At 72.1% G+C, this 17,433-nt stretch carries 16 protein-coding genes; 3 read left to right on the top strand and 13 right to left on the bottom strand.

What is annotated here, in order from left to right; translation table 11 throughout:
- Window positions 1-72 precede the first annotated feature (72 nt).
- On the bottom strand, window positions 73-1,026 hold the full coding sequence (locus AQI88_RS08075; protein ID WP_066994200.1) for an alpha/beta fold hydrolase: 954 nt from the start codon (window positions 1,024-1,026) through the stop codon (window positions 73-75).
- A gap of 167 nt (window positions 1,027-1,193) precedes the next feature.
- The gene (locus tag AQI88_RS08070) at window positions 1,194-2,114 is read right to left on the bottom strand and encodes a LysR substrate-binding domain-containing protein (protein ID WP_066994197.1); all 921 of its coding nucleotides are present in this window, start codon (window positions 2,112-2,114) and stop codon (window positions 1,194-1,196) included.
- 116 nt (window positions 2,115-2,230) lie between these two features.
- Between AQI88_RS08070 and AQI88_RS08065 the strand changes: the two genes are divergently transcribed.
- A complete protein-coding gene (locus AQI88_RS08065; protein WP_066994194.1) occupies window positions 2,231-3,382 on the top strand; it encodes a diaminopropionate ammonia-lyase in 1,152 nt (383 codons plus the stop codon).
- Window positions 3,383-3,449: 67 nt separating this feature from the next.
- Complete coding sequence (locus AQI88_RS08060; protein WP_066995001.1) at window positions 3,450-4,070, top strand: LysE family translocator; 621 nt, start codon at window positions 3,450-3,452, stop codon at window positions 4,068-4,070.
- 230 nt (window positions 4,071-4,300) lie between these two features.
- Here AQI88_RS08060 and AQI88_RS08055 read toward each other — a convergent pair whose 3' ends face one another.
- Entirely contained in the window at window positions 4,301-4,543 is a 243-nt protein-coding gene (locus tag AQI88_RS08055; RefSeq protein ID WP_066994191.1) for a hypothetical protein, read from the bottom strand.
- 282 nt (window positions 4,544-4,825) lie between these two features.
- A complete protein-coding gene (locus tag AQI88_RS08045; RefSeq protein ID WP_159050315.1) occupies window positions 4,826-5,842 on the bottom strand; it encodes a hypothetical protein in 1,017 nt (338 codons plus the stop codon).
- Window positions 5,843-6,715: 873 nt separating this feature from the next.
- On the opposite strand from AQI88_RS08045, the gene AQI88_RS45835 reads away from it, so the two are divergent.
- Entirely contained in the window at window positions 6,716-6,871 is a 156-nt protein-coding gene (locus AQI88_RS45835; protein WP_159050314.1) for a hypothetical protein, read from the top strand.
- Between the two features lie 80 nt (window positions 6,872-6,951).
- Here AQI88_RS45835 and AQI88_RS45830 read toward each other — a convergent pair whose 3' ends face one another.
- The 9 genes from AQI88_RS45830 to AQI88_RS08005 all read right to left on the bottom strand — a co-directional run.
- Complete coding sequence (locus AQI88_RS45830; RefSeq protein WP_159050313.1) at window positions 6,952-7,239, bottom strand: hypothetical protein; 288 nt, start codon at window positions 7,237-7,239, stop codon at window positions 6,952-6,954.
- Window positions 7,240-7,346: 107 nt separating this feature from the next.
- Window positions 7,347-8,540 (bottom strand): type III PLP-dependent enzyme, encoded by a 1,194-nt coding sequence (locus tag AQI88_RS08040; RefSeq protein ID WP_066994182.1) that lies wholly within the window; start codon window positions 8,538-8,540, stop codon window positions 7,347-7,349.
- Window positions 8,537-10,285 (bottom strand): IucA/IucC family protein, encoded by a 1,749-nt coding sequence (locus tag AQI88_RS08035; protein WP_066994179.1) that lies wholly within the window; start codon window positions 10,283-10,285, stop codon window positions 8,537-8,539. The genes AQI88_RS08040 and AQI88_RS08035 overlap by 4 nt, the downstream gene beginning before the upstream one ends.
- Window positions 10,273-11,484 carry an MFS transporter gene (locus tag AQI88_RS08030; protein ID WP_066994176.1) on the bottom strand — a complete coding sequence of 404 codons (1,212 nt, stop codon included), beginning with the start codon at window positions 11,482-11,484 and terminating at the stop codon, window positions 10,273-10,275. The genes AQI88_RS08035 and AQI88_RS08030 overlap by 13 nt, the downstream gene beginning before the upstream one ends.
- Entirely contained in the window at window positions 11,481-13,241 is a 1,761-nt protein-coding gene (locus tag AQI88_RS08025; protein WP_079057453.1) for an IucA/IucC family protein, read from the bottom strand. The genes AQI88_RS08030 and AQI88_RS08025 overlap by 4 nt, the downstream gene beginning before the upstream one ends.
- On the bottom strand, window positions 13,238-14,410 hold the full coding sequence (locus tag AQI88_RS08020) for an ATP-grasp domain-containing protein (RefSeq protein WP_066994173.1): 1,173 nt from the start codon (window positions 14,408-14,410) through the stop codon (window positions 13,238-13,240). The genes AQI88_RS08025 and AQI88_RS08020 overlap by 4 nt, the downstream gene beginning before the upstream one ends.
- Window positions 14,411-14,498: 88 nt before the next feature.
- The gene (locus AQI88_RS08015) at window positions 14,499-15,518 is read right to left on the bottom strand and encodes an ABC transporter substrate-binding protein (RefSeq protein ID WP_066994171.1); all 1,020 of its coding nucleotides are present in this window, start codon (window positions 15,516-15,518) and stop codon (window positions 14,499-14,501) included.
- 30 nt (window positions 15,519-15,548) lie between these two features.
- On the bottom strand, window positions 15,549-16,364 hold the full coding sequence (locus AQI88_RS08010) for an ABC transporter ATP-binding protein (RefSeq protein ID WP_066994168.1): 816 nt from the start codon (window positions 16,362-16,364) through the stop codon (window positions 15,549-15,551).
- A 125-nt stretch (window positions 16,365-16,489) separates the two neighbouring features.
- Window positions 16,490-17,433 (bottom strand): FecCD family ABC transporter permease (locus AQI88_RS08005; protein WP_244184078.1); only part of this gene is annotated, 944 nt, incomplete at its 5' end.

Below are 17,433 nucleotides of genomic sequence, written 5' to 3'. Positions count from 1 at the left end.
CGCATCACCGCCATCGACAGCTACCTGTCGGCACTGCGAGGTCGACCCGGAAGCCGAGCCGGTGGACCGGCCTCAGCCCTGCAGCTCCGTCAGGAACTCGATCAGCATGGCGTTCACTTCCTTGGGCCGCTCCTGCTGGGTCCAGTGGCCGCAGCCCGGCAGCACGATCGGATCGCGGCGCAGGTTCGGCATCAACTCCGGGAGCTTGGCGATGAGTTCGGGCGTGCCCGGGAACGCCGGAACCAGGTCACGGTCGCCGTACACGTACAGCGCGGGCGGGCTGACGACCGCGCTGTGCCAGGCGGCGGTCAGCTCCCAGTTGCGGTCCAGGTTGCGGTACCAGTTGAGGGCGCCGGTGAAGCCCTTGGCGTAGCTCGCGGTGAGTTCGTCCAGGTCCTCCTCGGTGAGCCAGTCCGGCAGCGTCTCGGGGTCGGTCATGTCCGCGAGCCAGCCGCGCGCCGGGTCGGCCACCAGGGCCTGGTCGGGGCGGCCGGCGCCGGGGGCGTCACCGGAGGCGGAGTAGAACAGCGTGCGCAGGGCGGTGCGGGTGTCGTTGGCGAACTCGGCGTCGGCGACCCCGGGCCGGTTGAAGTAGTTCCAGTAGAACCGCCCGCCGAACTGCTCCTGCATGGCTTCGAGCGGCGGACGCTCCCCGCGGAACGGCGGCGGCACGCTCAGCCCCGCCACCCCGCGCACCACGTCGGGCCGCAGCAGCGCGGTGTGCCAGGCCACCGGTGCGCCCCAGTCGTGCCCGACGACGAACGCCTGCTCCTCGCCCAGGGCATGGATCAGCCCGATCACGTCCCCGACGAGATGGAGGATGCTGTACGCGTCCACGTCCTCGGGGTGATCACTGCGGCCGTATCCGCGCTGGTCGGGGGCAACCACCCGGAACCCGGCGGCGGCCAGCGGGCCGAACTGGTGACGCCAGGAGTGCCAGGACTCGGGGAAGCCGTGCAGCAGCACGACGAGTGGGCCCTCGCCCTCCTCCGCGATGTGCAGCCGGATACCGTTCACGTCGATCATGCGATGCTCAACCACGGGGCGAGCATACTCCTGTGCAGTACATGCAATTGCTGGCGCAACCTCAAACCTGCGCTGCCGTGGCCGGAACAGCTCCACTTGCCTCGCGCGCGGCAGCCGCCGCGGTGATCCTCCGTTGTGGGGGCCGGCCAACGGTGAGCTGTGCTGCCCTACACCTCGTCGGAGCGGAGGGTGACCGCGCGAAGGAGGGCGTCCCGGCACGCGACGATGGCGGGATGCCGGCTGCGGCCGCGGCGTACGACGGTGAAGACGCGGCGCGTTCCTTGACCGCGGGGGAGCCGCCGTAGGGTGACGGTCGGCGGTTGTCCGCTCCAGACGAGGTCGGGGAGAAAGGCTGCGGCGAGTTTCTGCTCGACCAGGCGAAGGTGGAGCAGGAGGTCGGTGGTCTCGAACCGTACGTCGGGTTCGAAGCCGGCGTTGCGGCACAGGGTCATGGCCCAGTGCCGCGCGGCTGTTCCCTCGGGTTCCATCACCCACGGGTGGTCCGCCAGTGAGCGCAGCGCAGCCGTCGGGCCGTCGGTGTCCGATCCGTCGGCCGGTTTCGGCAGCGCGAGGTGCAGGGGGTCGTCGAGCAGGTCTTCCTGTTCGAGTCCGGCCGGCCGCGCGTTGGGGTTGCCGGGGTACTCCTCGGCGAGGACCAGGTCGAAGTCTCGGGCCTGCAGGGCAGGAAGGGCCCTCTCCGGTTCCATGTGCGTGACATGGACGCGCAGGTGCGGGTGCAGGTCGCGCAGCAGGCCGAGCGCGGTCGGGACCAGAGTCAGGGCGGCCGTCTGGAACGAGGCGATGCGCAGGGTGCCGGTCAGGTCGGTCAGGGAGGCGGCGATGTCCGCCTCCGCGCGCTCCAGGCGTTCGAGGACCGCTTCGGTGTGGGCGACGAGGATCTCGGCCTGCTCGGTCAGCCGCACCCGCCGCCCGACCGGCTCCAGCAGCGGGACGCCGACTTCGGCTTCGAGCTGTGAGAGCTGCTGGGAGACCGAGGAGGGAGCGTAGGACAGGGCGGCGGCGACCGCTGCGAGCGTGCCGCGGTGCTTGAGTTCGCGCAGCAGGCGCAGCCGGTGCAGATCGAACATCGCCGGATCGCTCTCCTCGCCGTCGCGGAGCGCCCGCTCATAGTTGGTTTCTCCGATGAGTATAAGTCGAAAACATTCGCTGGACCGATCGTATGTGGGCATCAGACCCTGATCGGGTGTCTGACAACGCCTCCTCCCTCCGAACGCTGCCGTGGTTTGCGCGGCCGAGCTCCCGCACCTGGCGGTGTGAGCCCGCACCCGCCGAAGTCCGGGGCTTCCATGCCGCACTGCCCGACTACGCACCCACCCCACTGACCGAACTCCCTGCGCTGGCATTCGAGTTGGGGGTCGGCCGGGTCTTCGTCAAGGACGAGTCGTGTCGCCTCGGGCTGCCCGCCTTCAAGGCGCTGGGTGCGTCCTGGGCGGTCCACCGCACCCTTGCCGAGCGGGCCGTGAGCGGCGAGGATCCGGGTCCGGTCACGTTGGTGACCGCCACCGACGGCAACCATGGCCGTGCCGTGGCCCGCACGGCCCGCCTCCTCGGGCAGCACGCCCACGTCTTCGTCCCGCAGGGCGTGCATCCGCAGGCCGTGACGGCCATAGTCGCCGAGCAGGCGAAGGTCACCGAGGTCGCGGGGGCGTATGACGAGGCAGTGCGCCTGGCGGCCGAGGAAGCCGCCGCGCCGGACGCGGTCCTGGTCCAGGACACGGCCTGGCCGGGCTATGAGCAGATCCCGCGGTGGATCGTCGAGGGCTACTCCACTCTCTGTGCCGAGATCGACGAGCAGCTGACGGCGGCAGGGGCTGTCGCAGGCCCTGACCTCGTCGCCGTACCCGTGGGTGTGGGGTCACTGGCCCAGGCCGTGGTCACGCACTATCGCAGCCGCCTGTCCGAGGGGGCTCCGGCGCTGTTGTCGGTGGAGCCGGAGGCCGCGGCCTGCGTCCTCGAAAGCCTCAGCGCCGGCGAACCCGTCAGCGTCACCACCGGTGAGACCAGCATGGCCGGGCTGAACTGCGGTACCCCCTCGAGCATCGCCTGGCCCTACCTGCGAGGCGGCCTGGACGCCGCTGTCGCCGTCCCCGACGCCGACAGCGCCCGCGCTGCCGCTCGCCTCGCGGCCCTCGGCGTGTCCTCGGGGCCCTGCGGGGCCGCGGCGCTCGCCGGTCTGCGCGCGGTGCTCGCCGGCGTGGGCGCCGAAGAGCGCCGTACGGCGCTGGGGCTCAATGCGACCTCGGTGGTCGTGCTGCTGAGCACCGAGGGCACGGCCGCCAACCCGCATTCCACCGCGATCACCGAACACGCGACACCTCAAGGCTCCCTGCGGTGAGCCACTGCTCCTTCGTCACGCCGCTGCTGACGGGTCCGTTCAGTTCGATCAGGACGAGGTGGGCGGTGTGCTGCCCCACTTCGTAGCCGCGCTCGGTGTCCTCGGCCTGCTGACCATCGTGCCCGGCCCGGACATGGCGGTGGTGACCCGGCGCGTCCTCGTGGCCGGCGCCGGGGACGCGCTGCGGACGGTGGGCGGGATCGCGACCGGGCTGCTCCTCTGGGGCGTGCTGACCGTGGCCGGACTCGCGGCCCTGCTCGCCGCCTCACCCGCGGCCTATCTGATCGTCAGGCTCGCGGGCGCCGGCTACTTGGTGTTCTTGGGCGCGCAGACTCTGTGGCAGCGCCGCCGGGCCGCAGCCGCCCCGTCCGATGCCGGCACCCGCACGACCGCCGGGAGCCCGTGGCGGACCGGTCTGGTCACCAACGCCCTCAACCCGAAGATCGCCGTCTTCTACACCGGCCTGCTCCCCGCCCTGGCACCGCCCCAACTGCCGACTGCCTGGGCCATGACGCTCCTCGTCCTCCTCCACACCGCCCTCACCCTTGCCTGGCTGGGCAGCTACGTGCTCCTGCTGTCCAAGGCCGGACCGGTTCTCGGAAAGCCACGGATCCGCCGTGCGCTCGGCTGGACCACCGGCGTTGTGCTGATCGGCTTCGGACTCGTCGTCGCGACCACTGCCGGCTGATCCACTCACGACCCACCACCCACTCATACGCCCGAGCAGCACCCTCAGCCGATCAGGGGAGAGTCACCGGACGCTTCTGTTCCTGGATCGGGCCGAGCCTGATCGCCTGCTACGCAGCGGCGGGGGTGGTCGTCTTCTTCAGCTGCGCCGACTACGCCCGCGCATTCCTCTGCCCCTTCCCGGGCTTCATCACTGGCTGGTCGGCCCGGGCCGGAGCTGGGCTGCTTGGACTAGTGGCGCGCGAGGTCCGTGTGATCGCGATTGTTGCAGGCGTTGTCCACCGATTCGCCGCTCCACGGTGCGGTCACTGGGACGAGCAGGAGTGCCCCCTTGCAGAGGTCGGTGGCAAGGCCGTTCCGATGGCTGGCGGTTTTGATGTGGCCGCCGAACTCGCCGTCGTTGTCGGCGTGGGCTGGGGTGGCGAGTGCAAGACCGGCCACGGTGAGCACGGCGAGCGCGCTGATCTTCTTCATAGCCGGTCAACGACATCGGATCGGCCCAGGTCACGCCGCTCCTTGACGTCCTTTCGAGTGCTCCGTGATGCTCAGCGCGTGGTGGACCAGAGCATCGCGGCACCGCACCTGACCTGCCGGCACGCCGACAAAAGGACGCCCTCGGCGCGCAAGGCCGCCCCGGTCGCCTCGCACACGGGCGCGCTGTCCGATCTGCGCAAGCACAGCCTGTCATCCACGATCGGTATGGTCCCGAGCCGGATGCCGACCATCAGCGGACTGTCTGTCGGTGTCGGTGGCTGGTCACCCGTCCCGCAACACCTTGGCCAGGCTGTCCTTGAAGCGGACGTAAGGCGCGATGGCGGCGGCACGCTTGTGACGCATTGCCCGCAGTACCGATACCGCGTTGTCTGTGGTCGCCGGTGGCTGGACAAGAGAACGTGCGCTGCCCACCACTGGTTCGACGAGGCACACATGGCGTTCTGCCTCGATCAGGTCGGCCTCGAGCAGGGCCTCGCGTGCGAAGGCGAGTTCTGGTGCGCGCAGGGCCAGCTGCTCGATGGGCTCGGGCAGCGCGGCGATCAGTTCTTCGACGGCCTTTCGATAGGCGCGGTACTCCACATGCGCGCTGCCGCTCAGCGGCACGGGCACCACGGTGGGGACCATCGTGGGGCGCACAGCGTTGGCGTAGTGCTCGGCGGGCAGCGCCGCCGCGTGGGCACGGGCGGCAGGGAAACCCTGTACGTACACGGTCGTCCGGGCGAGCAGGGCGGTGGCTTCAGGCCAGTCGCCGTCCCGCAGGGCCTGGTTGGCCGAGCGCAGAGCGAAGGTGGCGTAGACGTTGAACAGGACGTGGACGTGGTGGCCGGTGATCCAGCGGGCCAGCCACATGTCCTCGGGGCGCCGCGGCGCGAAGGACGGGACGTCTGCCTGTGTATCGAGTCCCGGCTCTACGCCCTCGCCCCCGTCGTCCGTCAGGTCCGCGTCGTCCCCGGCGAGGTCCACCACCACTTGCCGCATTGCGGCCGTCTCGCGGGCGATGTCACTTCCCGCCAACGGAGTGTCGCGCAGGTCCACCAGACCCCGGTGGATCACCTCAACCGCCTGCCGGGCCGCCTGCCCAGCGGTGAGTTCCGCGGTGCGCACCCGGAAGTAGTCCTGGACGGCGGACTTGGCCGGCAGCTTTTGCGGTTCGGCCAGGGTGTCGGCGGCGGGCAGCGCGACCACCAAAGTGTCTGCGGCGCGGGCTGCTGCTCGCAGTGCCGCCGTGCGCCTGTCGACCGTCCCGAACGCCGGTACGGCAGCGAGCCTGGCAGCCAACCGGCCGGCCAACGGGCGTGCGCTGTCCGTCAGGCCGGGTAGGGGATGCGGCCGCAGAGGCTCACAGAAGACGGCCACCGGAGGAAGCACTCCCGCCCCACCATCACCAGCCATTCGACCTCCTACCGGACCGCGCTCTGCTTCCCGAAGACGTCATGGCCTGCTGGGCTCGACGCCTACAACCCGCTACCCGAGGCGCCGAAGCCCCAATCACGCTGACTGCCACGCGGTGCCGCCGCAGCCGCAATCGGCCGGATCCGGGCTGCGGTGACCGGGGAGGCGTGCGGGAGACCCGGCCACCTTGTCGTACAGAGCGCGGGCGGTGGTGTTGTCCTGCTGGGTGGTCCGGTACAGGCGTGAGGCCCCCCGCTCCCGCGACGTATCGGCCACCTTCTAGTCCCCGGTGTCCTCGTCTATCGTCACGCCGTGGGTCTCGCTGCGGATGCCGGGGAAGCGGCGGCCGAAGGACTCCAGGGCCATGAGCTGCCTCCGCGATCCGGACCCGTTCGGTGCCGCCCCGCACCAACTGCTGGTAGCAGTGCTGCGGCGGGTGGACCGGCGCCGGGAGCTGCTGGAACGCGGTGTCCAGCAGCTCCACCAGACGTGCCGAAGGGGAGCGGGTGGTATCGGCTCCGGATCCGCCCGGCCACGATCTTGGGCGCGAGGGCCTTGTGGCCGTCCACTGTCACGGTGTCGTACTGGTCGAGTTCGGCTCGGTGCTGGAGACCAGGTGAGTGACCAGACCACCGAGGACGAGCACGAAGGCGGTGCGACGGAACCGCATACGGCGATCGCGCTGCCGGAGGCCGGCACATGGGTGGGGCTCAGCCGATTGGCGCAGGAGGCGTGCGGTCCGAGGAGCGGCGGTGACCCGTGGCCGGGAAGCGCCGGCAGGGCGGTCGCGAGGGATCCTGCCCCTCTCTGACCGCCCTGTGGGGGCTGGCGATCATCGCTCGGCTGGTGGAGACGACGATGCCATGGGTCGCGATGGCCTTCACCGCGGCCCTGCTGGAGGAGGCCAGGCGGTAGGGCAGGCGGATTTCGGCCGCCTGCCCTGAACACTGCCACCTCGACGGGGTCGGCGGACAGGAATGGCCGCCGGTTGTCCGTCAGTTACAGAGGAGGTTGATGAGGCCGATGCAGTCGCCGTCGTCGTCGTCCCAGTCGTCGTGGCCGCCATGGGCGTGGGCGGGGATCGACCGGGCAGCCGTGGTCTTTGCGGTGCCGTGCGGGGCGGGCGTCGCAGCCATGGCGGGTGCGGCTGTCGCCACTCCTGCCGCACACGCGATGCCCAGGGCGGCACTCACCGCGACTATGCGCGCTATTCGGGAAACGATCTTCTTGGAGTGAATGGACCGAACGGGGTGGCTGGGAGGATCCAGCTGTGCTGTGTTCATGCGATCACCATGCACGCCTTTGCGGTCAATTGCGCCCCGAGTGCAACCGATTGGGTGAGGTACGCGCAGGCCGGCCTCGGTCCGAGGGAGATGACAGGTGCGGATCTTCACGGGTTCAGGAAGTGGAAGCCAGGGCGCGGGTGCATGAGGAAGTCGTGGTGGGAGATGTTCCACGCGTACGCGCCGGCCAGGGAGAAGGCCACCCTGTCGCCGGCCCGCAGGCCCGGCGCGTCCACTGCGCGGGCCAGTACGTCCTTGGGGGTGCACAGCTGGCCGGTGACGGTGAGCCGGTCACCGGTGGCCCCGGGGCGTGGCCACGGATGCGGCCAGTCGTCGACGGGGAGGACGGAACAGGGCTGGTCGTGGCCTTTCGTTGCCGGGGTCCGCAGGTGGTGAGTGCCGCCGCGGACGACGGCGAACTCCTCGCCGTGACTGTGCTTCACATCCAGCACCTCGGTGGCGTACCAGCCGCAGTACGCGGTCAGTGCGCGCCCCGGCTCGATGCGCAGGGTCAGTTCCGGGTGCGCTGCAGTGAGTTCGGCCAGGCTCGTGCCGTAGGCGGCCCAGTCGAAGCGGTGCTGCGGGTCGGTGTAGTCGACGGCCATTCCGCCGCCGACGTTCACCTCCCGGAGGGGGACCCCGAGTCCGGTGGCCCAGTTCAGCACCGTCCTGGCCACCGAGAGCAGCTGCCCGGCCGCGAGTCCGCTCGCCAAGTGGGCGTGGATTCCCAGTAGTTCGAGGTGCGGGTGGGTACCGTCGGCCAGCGCGCCGATCACGGCCTCGGCGCGGGCGGGGTCCATGCCGAAGGGCGTGGGGCGGCCGCCCATGGCCAGTGCGCTGCCCGTCAACGACCCGTCGGACACCGGGAGATTGACGCGGACCAGTACCCCCACGCGCCGCTGCCGCGCGTATCGGGGTGCCACATGGGCCAGCATGCGCAGTTCGTGCTCGCTCTCGACATGGAAGCGCTCGACTCCCAGCTCCAGCGCGGCAGCGATCTCGTCCACGGTCTTGCCGGGGCCGCCGAAGGCGAGCGGGCGGCCGGGCACCGCCTCGGCGACATGGGCGAGTTCGCCGCCCGAGGAGACCTCGTAGCCGTCGACGTGCGGGCTGAGCGCGGTCAGCAGCTCCGGTTCGGGGTTGGCCTTGGCCGCGTAGTACAGCTCGATCCGCTCGGGCAGGGCCTGCCGCACGGCGGCGGCGTGCTCGCGCAGGGCCGCCAAGTCGTAGAGATAGGCGGGCAGTTCGGTCGGTGGCAGGCTCAGGGCGCGAGCGCGGACGGCGAGCGTCGGGTCGGTCATCGGGCACTCCTCGTCGTGTCGCGCAGCAGGTCCTCGGCGAGCGGGGACGGCAGCCGGACGTAGCCGGCGTCGCGGTCGGCCCGGCGTTCCCAGCGGGTCAGCAGGTTGGCCTTGGCGGGCAGCGGCACCCCGGCGAGCAGGGCGGCCAGGCGGGGCGGGCAGCCGTGATCCTGCGCGTACTCCTGCAGTGCGGCACGGACCCGGGCCCACAGCGCCGCCTCCGCCTCGGGGTACAGGTCGGCGAGCGCGGCGAGCAGTTCGGCCACGTGGTTGACCAGCAGGCAGTACACGACACGGTCCCAGCCGCGCTGCGCGTCGTACGTCATCGGGCCCGCCACCTCTGGCGGCAGGGCCGCGAGCGTGTCCCGGTGATGCTCCGGGACGAGCTTGGTGCCCTCCAGGTCGCGGAAGAGGGCCTGGACGGGCCGGCCGGAGCCGTCGACGCACAGCAGCACGTTCTGCAGGTGCGGCTCCAGGACCAGGCCGTGGTCGAAGTAGGCAGCCAGCACGGGAGGCAGCAGAAGGCCGAGCCAGGCCGACCACCAGTCCAGTGCTTCCCGCGGGCCGGCGCCGTCCAGGAGGCACGAGACGTGCGCGGGGCCGGTGGGGTACTCGTCGGCGACGGCAGCGGCGAGCAGCGGCCTCGCGCCGGGTGCGAGCCGCTGGGGGAGACCTTCGCGGACGATGACGCCGAGGCCCTCGAACAGCGCCAGGTCGGGCATCCCGTCGGGGCCGGGCAGGGCGAGGGTGCGGTAGGCGGGCTCGCGCAGCACGGCCGCGCCGGGAAAGCGACCGGCCAGGTCGGACAGTGCCGGGACCAGGGCGCGGGTGAGGGCGACCGCGCCGGCCAGCTCGTACGCGCTGTTCTTGCGCAGGCAGTTGGTGATCCGCACGTTCAGGCTGAACTTGAGGAACGTCTCGCCGTCGTACAGGGTGCGCACGGAGGCGGTGGCCGCAAACGGCCGCCCGCCGCGGCCGAGGTCGAGGACGTCGCCGCGATCCAGGGCCGCGCGCAGCGCCGGGTGCGCGCGCAGAGTGACGTACTGCCAGGGGTGGGCCGGCAGCAGCCGGTAGCCGTCCGGGACGTCTGTGCGCTGCCGGTCCAGGGCGGCCGTCGCGGACGGGTCGGCCGCCTCCTCGGCGATCAGGTCCGCGCGGACGGCGAGGTGCCGCAGCGGGAAGGCGGCCCCGGCCTCCGGGGCGTACTCCGCCCAGGCCCGCGGGTCGCCGGTGCGGGCCTTGGGCGTGGGATGGAAGCGGTGTCCGAACAGCAGCGACTGCTCGGAGGCGAGGTAGGCGCCCAGCCGGGAATCGTGTGCTTGCCCGTTCTGCGGCTGCCCGGTGCGAGGGCCGGCGAGGGCCGCCGTGATGGCGTCGTGGCTGGAGGCGATCTGCTCCAGGAACTCCTCGTTGCTCACTCCGGTGCGCAGGAACAGCTCGTCGTGCGTGTACGTGGCCAGGCGCCGCCAGTCCACCTCCACCCAGGCGCCGTCGCGCCGCTCGCGCACCGGCCCGCGGAAGCGGTGCGCGCCGAGCAGGGACGTACGGCGCAGTGCGACGCGCAACAGCACCCCGCGCCGGGGAAGGCGAAGCAAGAGGTGACCGTCGGCGACGACGTTCTGGTGTTCGGGCCCGGACACCTCGCGCAGCAGGCAGTTCAGGAGGGTGTGCGTCACCGCCTCGTCGGCGGTGGGCAGGGCGGCGGGGGCAGCGGTGCTTCCCGGCGAGCGGGTCAGCGAGGGCATCGGCGGCTCCGGAGCGGGCGCGCGTGCGGCGCGGGGAGGAGAGAGACAACGACGGTGACGGCGGCGACGGCGCCGCCGGTGAGGACGGGGGCGAGGGGCCCGAAGCGGGCGCTGCCCGCCGCCGCGGCCAGGCCGGCGACGACCGCGCCGGCCTTGGAGAAGAACTCCAGCGAGCCGAACATCCCGCCCGGCGGCCGGCCGCCGGCGCAGTCGGCGGCCAGCACGGACAGGCACACCAGCCCGAGCGTGAGGCCGGCGCCCAGCACCAGCCGTGCGGCGACCAGCCCGTACAGCGAGTGCGTCAGGGCGTGTCCGGCCAGGCCGAGCGCGATGCAGGCGAAGCCGAGGGCGATCCCGGCCCGGGGCCGTTCGCGGAAGGCGGAGTGCACCGCCAGTGCCGACACCAGGTAACACAGGTGGGGCAGCGCGAAGAGCACCCCGGACAGCGTGGGTGAGGTCCCCGGCAGGCGGTCCTCGACGAGGGAGATGAGGTACGGGAAGGAGATGACGGTGGAGAAGACGAACGCGAACTCCAGCGCGTACAGCGTCCTGAGGGACACCGCCGGCGGCGGCCCGTCCTCGGTGGCGGGGGCCGTCCGACCTGGTGCCGGCGCGGCCGGCTCGGGCAGCGCGGCCAGCAGCAGGGCCGCGGTGAGTGGCAGGACGGCGAGCAGTGCGTACTGGCGGTGCGGGGACAGCCAGCCGGACAGCGAGCCGACCACGATCGGCGCGACGACCAGTGCCGCCCGCGCGCTGCCCTGCATCAGGGTGAGCGCCCGCGACAGGGCCGGTCCCGCCAGTGCGGCGCCCAGGTATCCGTTGGAGGCGGCGAACGTGCCGCCGAGGATGCCCTGGAGGATCAACGCCAGCGTGAACGCGGTCAGGGAGTCGGCCCAGCCGGCCAGCAGGAAGGACACGGCCAGCCCCAACTGGGCGCGCAGCAGCAGCCGTTTGCGGCCGTAGCGGTCGGCGAGCCTGCCCCACAGCGGGGCGCCCAGCGCGCCGAACACCGTCGGCACCACATAGAGCACACCGGCCCAGCGGGCGTGGCGGTCACCCAACTCCGGAAGGATCTCGGTCAGGTACGGCGGCAGCCCCAGCGCGGCGAAGGACGCGACGAAGTAGCAGCCCGCCACGGCGTGCACCTGGGCGCGCCCGAAGGAGGAGCCTGCCGACGCCCGCAGGGTCTGGGCGCTCACGACATGCTCCCCGTGAGCCGGAGGTAGTTGGGCCCGCTGGTGTAGTGCTTGTTGATGTCGGCCGCGCCCGAACGCTCCTTGGACAGCAAGGTCCCGGCGGTGACCATCGCCTTGACCGGCAGCTGCGCCGCATCCAGCACCCGGGAGCGCAGGACCGCCCCGGCCTCGCCCCCCAGCCGCTCGACCGCTTCGGCGAGCCGGTCCCGTACGAGGCCCAGGAGCGCGGCGAGCGGTGCCCGGCCGTGCCGGGCGAGCCCGAACGCGTAGGCTCCGGCGCACAGATGGAGGGTGATGGTGGCGAACAGGTCGGCGACCGGGCCGTCGTCCGTGCCGAGGATGCGGGCGTCGTCGAAGCCCCAGGGGCCCGGCAGCCGGGCGCCCAGCCGTGCCGTGTTCAGGCGCGGGCCGTCGTTGTCCTTGAACAGCAGTCCCAGGCTGCCGGGCCGCAGCACCAGCGAGACGTTCTGCTGGTGCGACTCCAGCGCGATGCCGTACCCGAACAGCGTCGCCTGCCAGTCGAACAGCAGCGTCAGGCAGGCGTCCAGCAGGGCGAGCGCGTCGCCGTCGTGGAAGCGGTCGGCGAGGTGGTCGATCACCAGCCGCCCACCGGGTGCCTCGGCGAGCAGAGCGGCCATCGGCACGGTCACGGCGTCGTCCGGACCGGCCGGCCGGCGGCGGCACAGGACGGCGAGGAGTTCGTGCCCGGCGTGGGCGTACGTGGTCTCGTCGGCGTGCAGGATCCGCCCGCGAAAGCGCGGCTCACGGCTGATCACCGTCTCCAGGAGCCGCTGTCCGGCCGCGCCGTCGACGAGCGTGCCCGGTTTGATGGAACGCTTGTTGCGCAGCCCCAACGTCGAGGTGGCCAGGGGCAGTTTGAGGTGGACGGAGGGATCCTCGGTGATCGCCACCGTGCGCATCGACAGCGTGGGCACCACGTCGAGGAAGGCGCGGTCGGCGAGTACGGCCTCCTGGGCCAGACCGGCGGCCCGCAGCGCCTGGTCCAGCGGGGCGCCGACGGTCAGCGGATGCACGGGCAGCGCGAGGTGCGTGCGCTCCAGTTCCGTCAGGCCCAGCAGTGCCGGTGTGGGCCACGACGGGGGGAGCGTGCCGGTCACGGTGACCGCCGCTCGGGGCAGGGCCAGCCAGCGCAGGGCGAAACACGGATGGAACTCCGGTGCGTACGACCGAAGTTGGTCCGTGCTCAGACCGGCACGGCCGCGGGCGGTCGGGTAGACGGGGTGGTCGAGGCGGGCGGCGAGCGTGTCGTGGGCCAGTGAGCCGATCGGGCCGGTCCAGCGCGCCGGATCGGCGCCGTGGTGCGCGGCCAGACGCGTCATGACGTCGTCCCGCGAGTCGGTGTGCAGCCGCAGTGTCGCCAGTGTCTGGCGGCACTCGTCGGCGAACGCGTCGAATCCGGGGCGGTCCTCGGGGTCCGCCAGGGCTTTCAGCGCGGCGAGGACGGCGTCGCAGGAGGTCAGCTCGCGGCCGTCGGCCTCCCGTACGAGCAGCGGCAGCCGTGCGGCGTAGGCGCTCTGGAAGCCGTCCTCGGTGACGGGCAGCAGCAGGGCGTCGTCCGCGTGGTCCGGCGTCCCCGTCGGGCTGCTGGAAGCGCCGGGCAGCCGTATCCACGGGCCGTCCGGGCGGTGGACCACAGTGGAACGCGTGCGCAGCCCGGCCACGTCTTCGCGCAGCAGGGCGCTCAGCACGCGGATGAGGAGGTCGGACGCCGAGGTGTCGGGGACGGCGGGCGCGGTCACGGCTGGATCTCCCAGCGCCGGGCGGCCAGGAAGGAGGCCGACACCCGGTCGACCGTCTCCTGGTCGGTGCCCACGGCTCGCAGTACGCCCAGGTAGTCGCGGTTGGTCCGGTACAGCTCGTGGTGCTCGCCCGTGGCACGCAGCGGACGGTACGTCAGGTGGACGCCGTCGACGGTGAGTTCCTCGGCGGCGGGGGCCGCCGTCAGGATTCCGGCGCGCTCGGCGCACGGGTACTCCAGCCGGGCGGCGCCGTCGCGGCGGCCGCCCAGGTCGGCGGGGAGCGGCTCGCCCAGATGGGTGCGCAGGATGTGCTCGAACAGGGGGATGTCCAGCAGCCGGGCCAGCAGCAGGTCGCACTGGTCGCCGATGGCCCGGTAATTGACCTCGATGAGGCGGGCCCGTCCCTGGTGGACCACGAACTCGGTGTGGCAGGCGCCGAACCCGACGCCGAGGGCGTCCAGTTGGGCCAGCACCTGGGCGACGATGGGCTCGGGGTGGGCAGGAACGTACGTCAGACGTTCCTCGATGAAGTACGGCGGCGGCGAGAGCTCGGTGCGGAAACCGCCCAGCACATGGCGGACGCGGCCGTCGCCGAGGGTCTCCAGGGTGCGCAGCTCGCCGGGCAGGTACTCCTCGACGACCAGCACCGTCCCCGGACGCCGGTCCAGGATCTCCTTGGTCCGGGTCACCAGCTCCTCAGGGCCGTCGACCAGGACCACGTCCTCGCTGGCCACGCCCTCACGCGGCTTGACGACACAGGGGTAGGGTGCATCCAGCGGGGCGGGCTCGGTCAGTTCGGCCGACCAGACCGTGTCCGCGGCGGCACCGGTCAGGTGCCGGCGCATCTCGGCCTTGTCCTTGCAGCGCAGGGCGGCACGCCAGTCCTTGCCGGGCAGGCCGAAATAGGCGGCGGCCAGGGCGGCCTGGGTCTGGAGGTGGTCGCTGTTGGTGAAGACGGCGTCCGGCCGGTGATGGGTCGATATGCGGGTGACGACGGCCCGGACGTCACGGACGTCGCACTCCAGGACTTCGATGTCCGGGCCGGTGTGCCGGTGGGCGGCGGGCTGGTCGGTGAGGACGGTGACGTCCAGGCCCAGCCGGGCGGCGGCGGGCAGGAAGCCCTCGGTGACGGAGTCGGTCGGGTTGAGGGCGAGCAGATACAGGCGCATGGGGGGGGCGACAACTTCCGCTAGAAGGTGGGGGGTCGGGGGCGGGACGGCGGGGTCGCCGCCGGCCTGCCCCCAGGTGCAGCGGCAGTTACTTCTTCGGGAGCGCGACGCCGGTGGCCTTGGCCACGTCCTTGAGCATCTGCTCCGCGGCCTGGACGCCGATGCCGGACATCCACGTCTCGTCCGGGACGGTGAAGACCTTGCCGTTCTTGACGGCCGCGAGGTCCTTCCAGACCGGGTTGGAGGTGACCTGCTTCTCCTGGGTCTTGTCCGGGGTGTCGGCGGTCGTGACGAAGACCAGGTCGGCGTCGGCCCGGTCGATCTGCTCGGGGCTGACGTCCTTCATCGTGACGTCGGGGTCGTCGGAGACCTGCGAGGACGGCCGCTTGAGACCGATGTCGGCCAGCACGACACCGCTGTAGGAGTTGGACTGGTACAGCCGGGTCGGGCCGGCGATGAAACGGACCACGGACGCGGTCGGCATGGTGCCGCCGTCCTTCTTCTTGACGGCCTCACCCAGCGCCTTGGCCTGGTTCTCGTACTCCTTGAGCTTGGCCGCCGCCTCCTTCTCCAGGCCGAGCGCCTCGGCGTGCACCTTGAGGTTCTGCTTCCACACGCCGCCGGTGGTGGCGGTGAAGACGGTCGGGGCGATCGCGCCGAGCTTGTCGTAGATCTTCTCGTGGCGGACCTTGGAGGACAGGATCAGGTCCGGCTTGAGGGAGGCGATCTTCTCCAGGTTCGGCTCCAGCAGCGGGCCGACGTCGGCGGTACCGCTCAACTCGCCCTTGAGATAGGTCGGGAATCCGCCCGCGCTCTTGAAGTGCGGGGCGACCGCGCCGACCGGGTCGATACCGAGGAGGGTGACGTCGTCCAGCTCGCCGGTGTCGAGGACGACGACGCGCTTGGGCTGCGACGGGATCTTCACGTCGCCCATCACGGTCTTGAGGGTGCGCGGGAAACCGGCCCCGGCGGCGCCGGCCTGCGCGGTGTCACTGGCGTCGGACTTCTTGTCGCCGCCGCAGCCGGCCAGGACGGCCGTGGCGAGGACGGCGGCGAGCAGCGCGGCGATCAGCCGGCCGATTCCGCGCAGGGGTGAGCGCTTGAACATGGGGGGTGGTCTTTCTCGTAGGGGGTGGGTTCACGCGGAGGCGGCGGGATGCCGTACCGCGCTGCTTTTCGGGACGACCAGCGGAGTGCCGGTCTCCGGGTCCGCAATGACCCGGCAGTCCACGTCGAAGACGGACTTGACCAGCTCCGCGTCGAGCACGTCGCCGGGCGCGCCGGCGGCGGAGAGCCGGCCGTCCTTGAGGACCACCATGTGGTCCGCGTAGCGGGCGGCCTGCCCGAGGTCGTGCAGCACCATCACCACGGTGCGGCCTGCTTCGGCGTGCAGGGCGGCGACCAGGTCGAGCACGTCGAGTTGGTGCCTGAGGTCGAGGAAGGTGGTGGGCTCGTCGAGCAGGAGCAGTTCGGTGTCCTGGGCCAGCGCCAGCGCGATCCAGGCGCGTTGGCGCTGGCCGCCCGACAGGCGGTCCACGGGCTGGTCGCGCAGCGCGGCGGTGCCGGTGCGCTCCAGGGCCTCGTCCACTGCCTTCTGGTCGGCCGCCGACCAGGGGCTCAGCAGCCGCTGGTGCGGGTAGCGGCCCAGCCGGACCAGTGCCTGGACGGTGATCGCCTCGGGCGTGACCGGCTGCTGCGGCAGCAGACCCATCCGGCGGGCCAGCGTGCGGGCGGACATGCGGTGGATGTCGGCACCGTCCAGGGTGACGGTGCCGGCTGCCGGGGCGAGCAGCCGGCTCAGCCCTCTCAACAGTGTCGACTTGCCGCAGGCGTTGGGCCCGACGATCGCCGTGACGGCGCCTCCCGGCAGCGTCAGGTCGAGGCCGCCGACCACGAGCCGGTCGCCGTAGCGCAGGTCGAGCCCCTGGGCGGTGAGCTGGTTGGCGGTGGTCATGTAGGACTCCTGCGGACCGGTGGGGTGCGTGGGGGAGTGGGGGCGCGGTGGTTCCTGGGGGAGGGGAGCCGCCTCAGGGAGGCGTGCTGTGACGGCACCGGCCCTACGGCGGCGCTGCACGGCGGTCATCCGTGGCTCCCGCGGACGGGCGAGCTGTGCCGGAACATCAGCACCAGCAGCCAGGGCGCGCCCAGCGTGGCGGTGACCGCGCCGACCGGCAGCCCCTGTACCGGCAGCAGGTGCTGCACCACCAGGTCGGATGCGAGCAGCAGCACCGCGCCGGTCAGGCCCGCCAGCGCCAGGGACACGGCGGTGGGGGGACCGGTGACGAAGCGCACGATGTGGGGTACGGCCAGGGCCACGAACGTGACCGGCCCGGCGAGCGCGGCGGCGAGGGACGCCAACGCGACGGCCACGACGAGGAGTTGGAGACGGGCCGCGGAGGTGTCGAGGCCGAGGGCGCCCGCCGAGTCGTCGCCGAGATCGAGGACGGCCAGGCGCCGGTGCAGGGCGAAGGCCACCGCCAGGACGACCAGCATCGCGCCGCCCGCGCCCCACACCTCCGTCCACGTCCGCCCGTACACCGAGCCGGTGGTCCACTGGAGCGCCGACCCGGCCAGCTCGGCGGGAAAGCGCACGATCATCAGGTTCACGGCGGCGGCGAGACCCGCCTGGACGGCGAGGCCGGTCAGGACGAGCCGGGCGACGGAGACTCCGGACCGCCAGGCGAACACGCCCAGCAGCAGCGCGGCGAGCAGACCGCCGCCGAGCGCCCCGACCGGGATCAGGGTCTGCGAGGCCCCGGCGGCGATCAACGCGACGGCACCGAGCGACGCGCCGCCTGTCACGCCCATGACATCAGGAGAGGCGAGGGGATTGCGGAACAGCCGTTGCAGCACGCAGCCCGCCGCGCCCAGCCCTGCGCCGGCGACGATGGCCGCCACCGCCCGGGGCGCCCGGAACTGCTGCACCACCAGGACGTCCCCGGCGTCCCCGAACCCGACCAGGGCTCGCAGCGCCGTGAGAGCGGGAATCGGCATCTCACCGGTGGCCAGGGACACGGTCAGCA

The sequence above is a fragment of the Streptomyces cellostaticus genome, assembly GCF_001513965.1.
In the GTDB taxonomy this organism is placed as follows: Bacteria; Actinomycetota; Actinomycetes; order Streptomycetales; family Streptomycetaceae; genus Streptomyces; species Streptomyces cellostaticus.
This window is presented reverse-complemented; position numbering and strand designations above follow the sequence as displayed.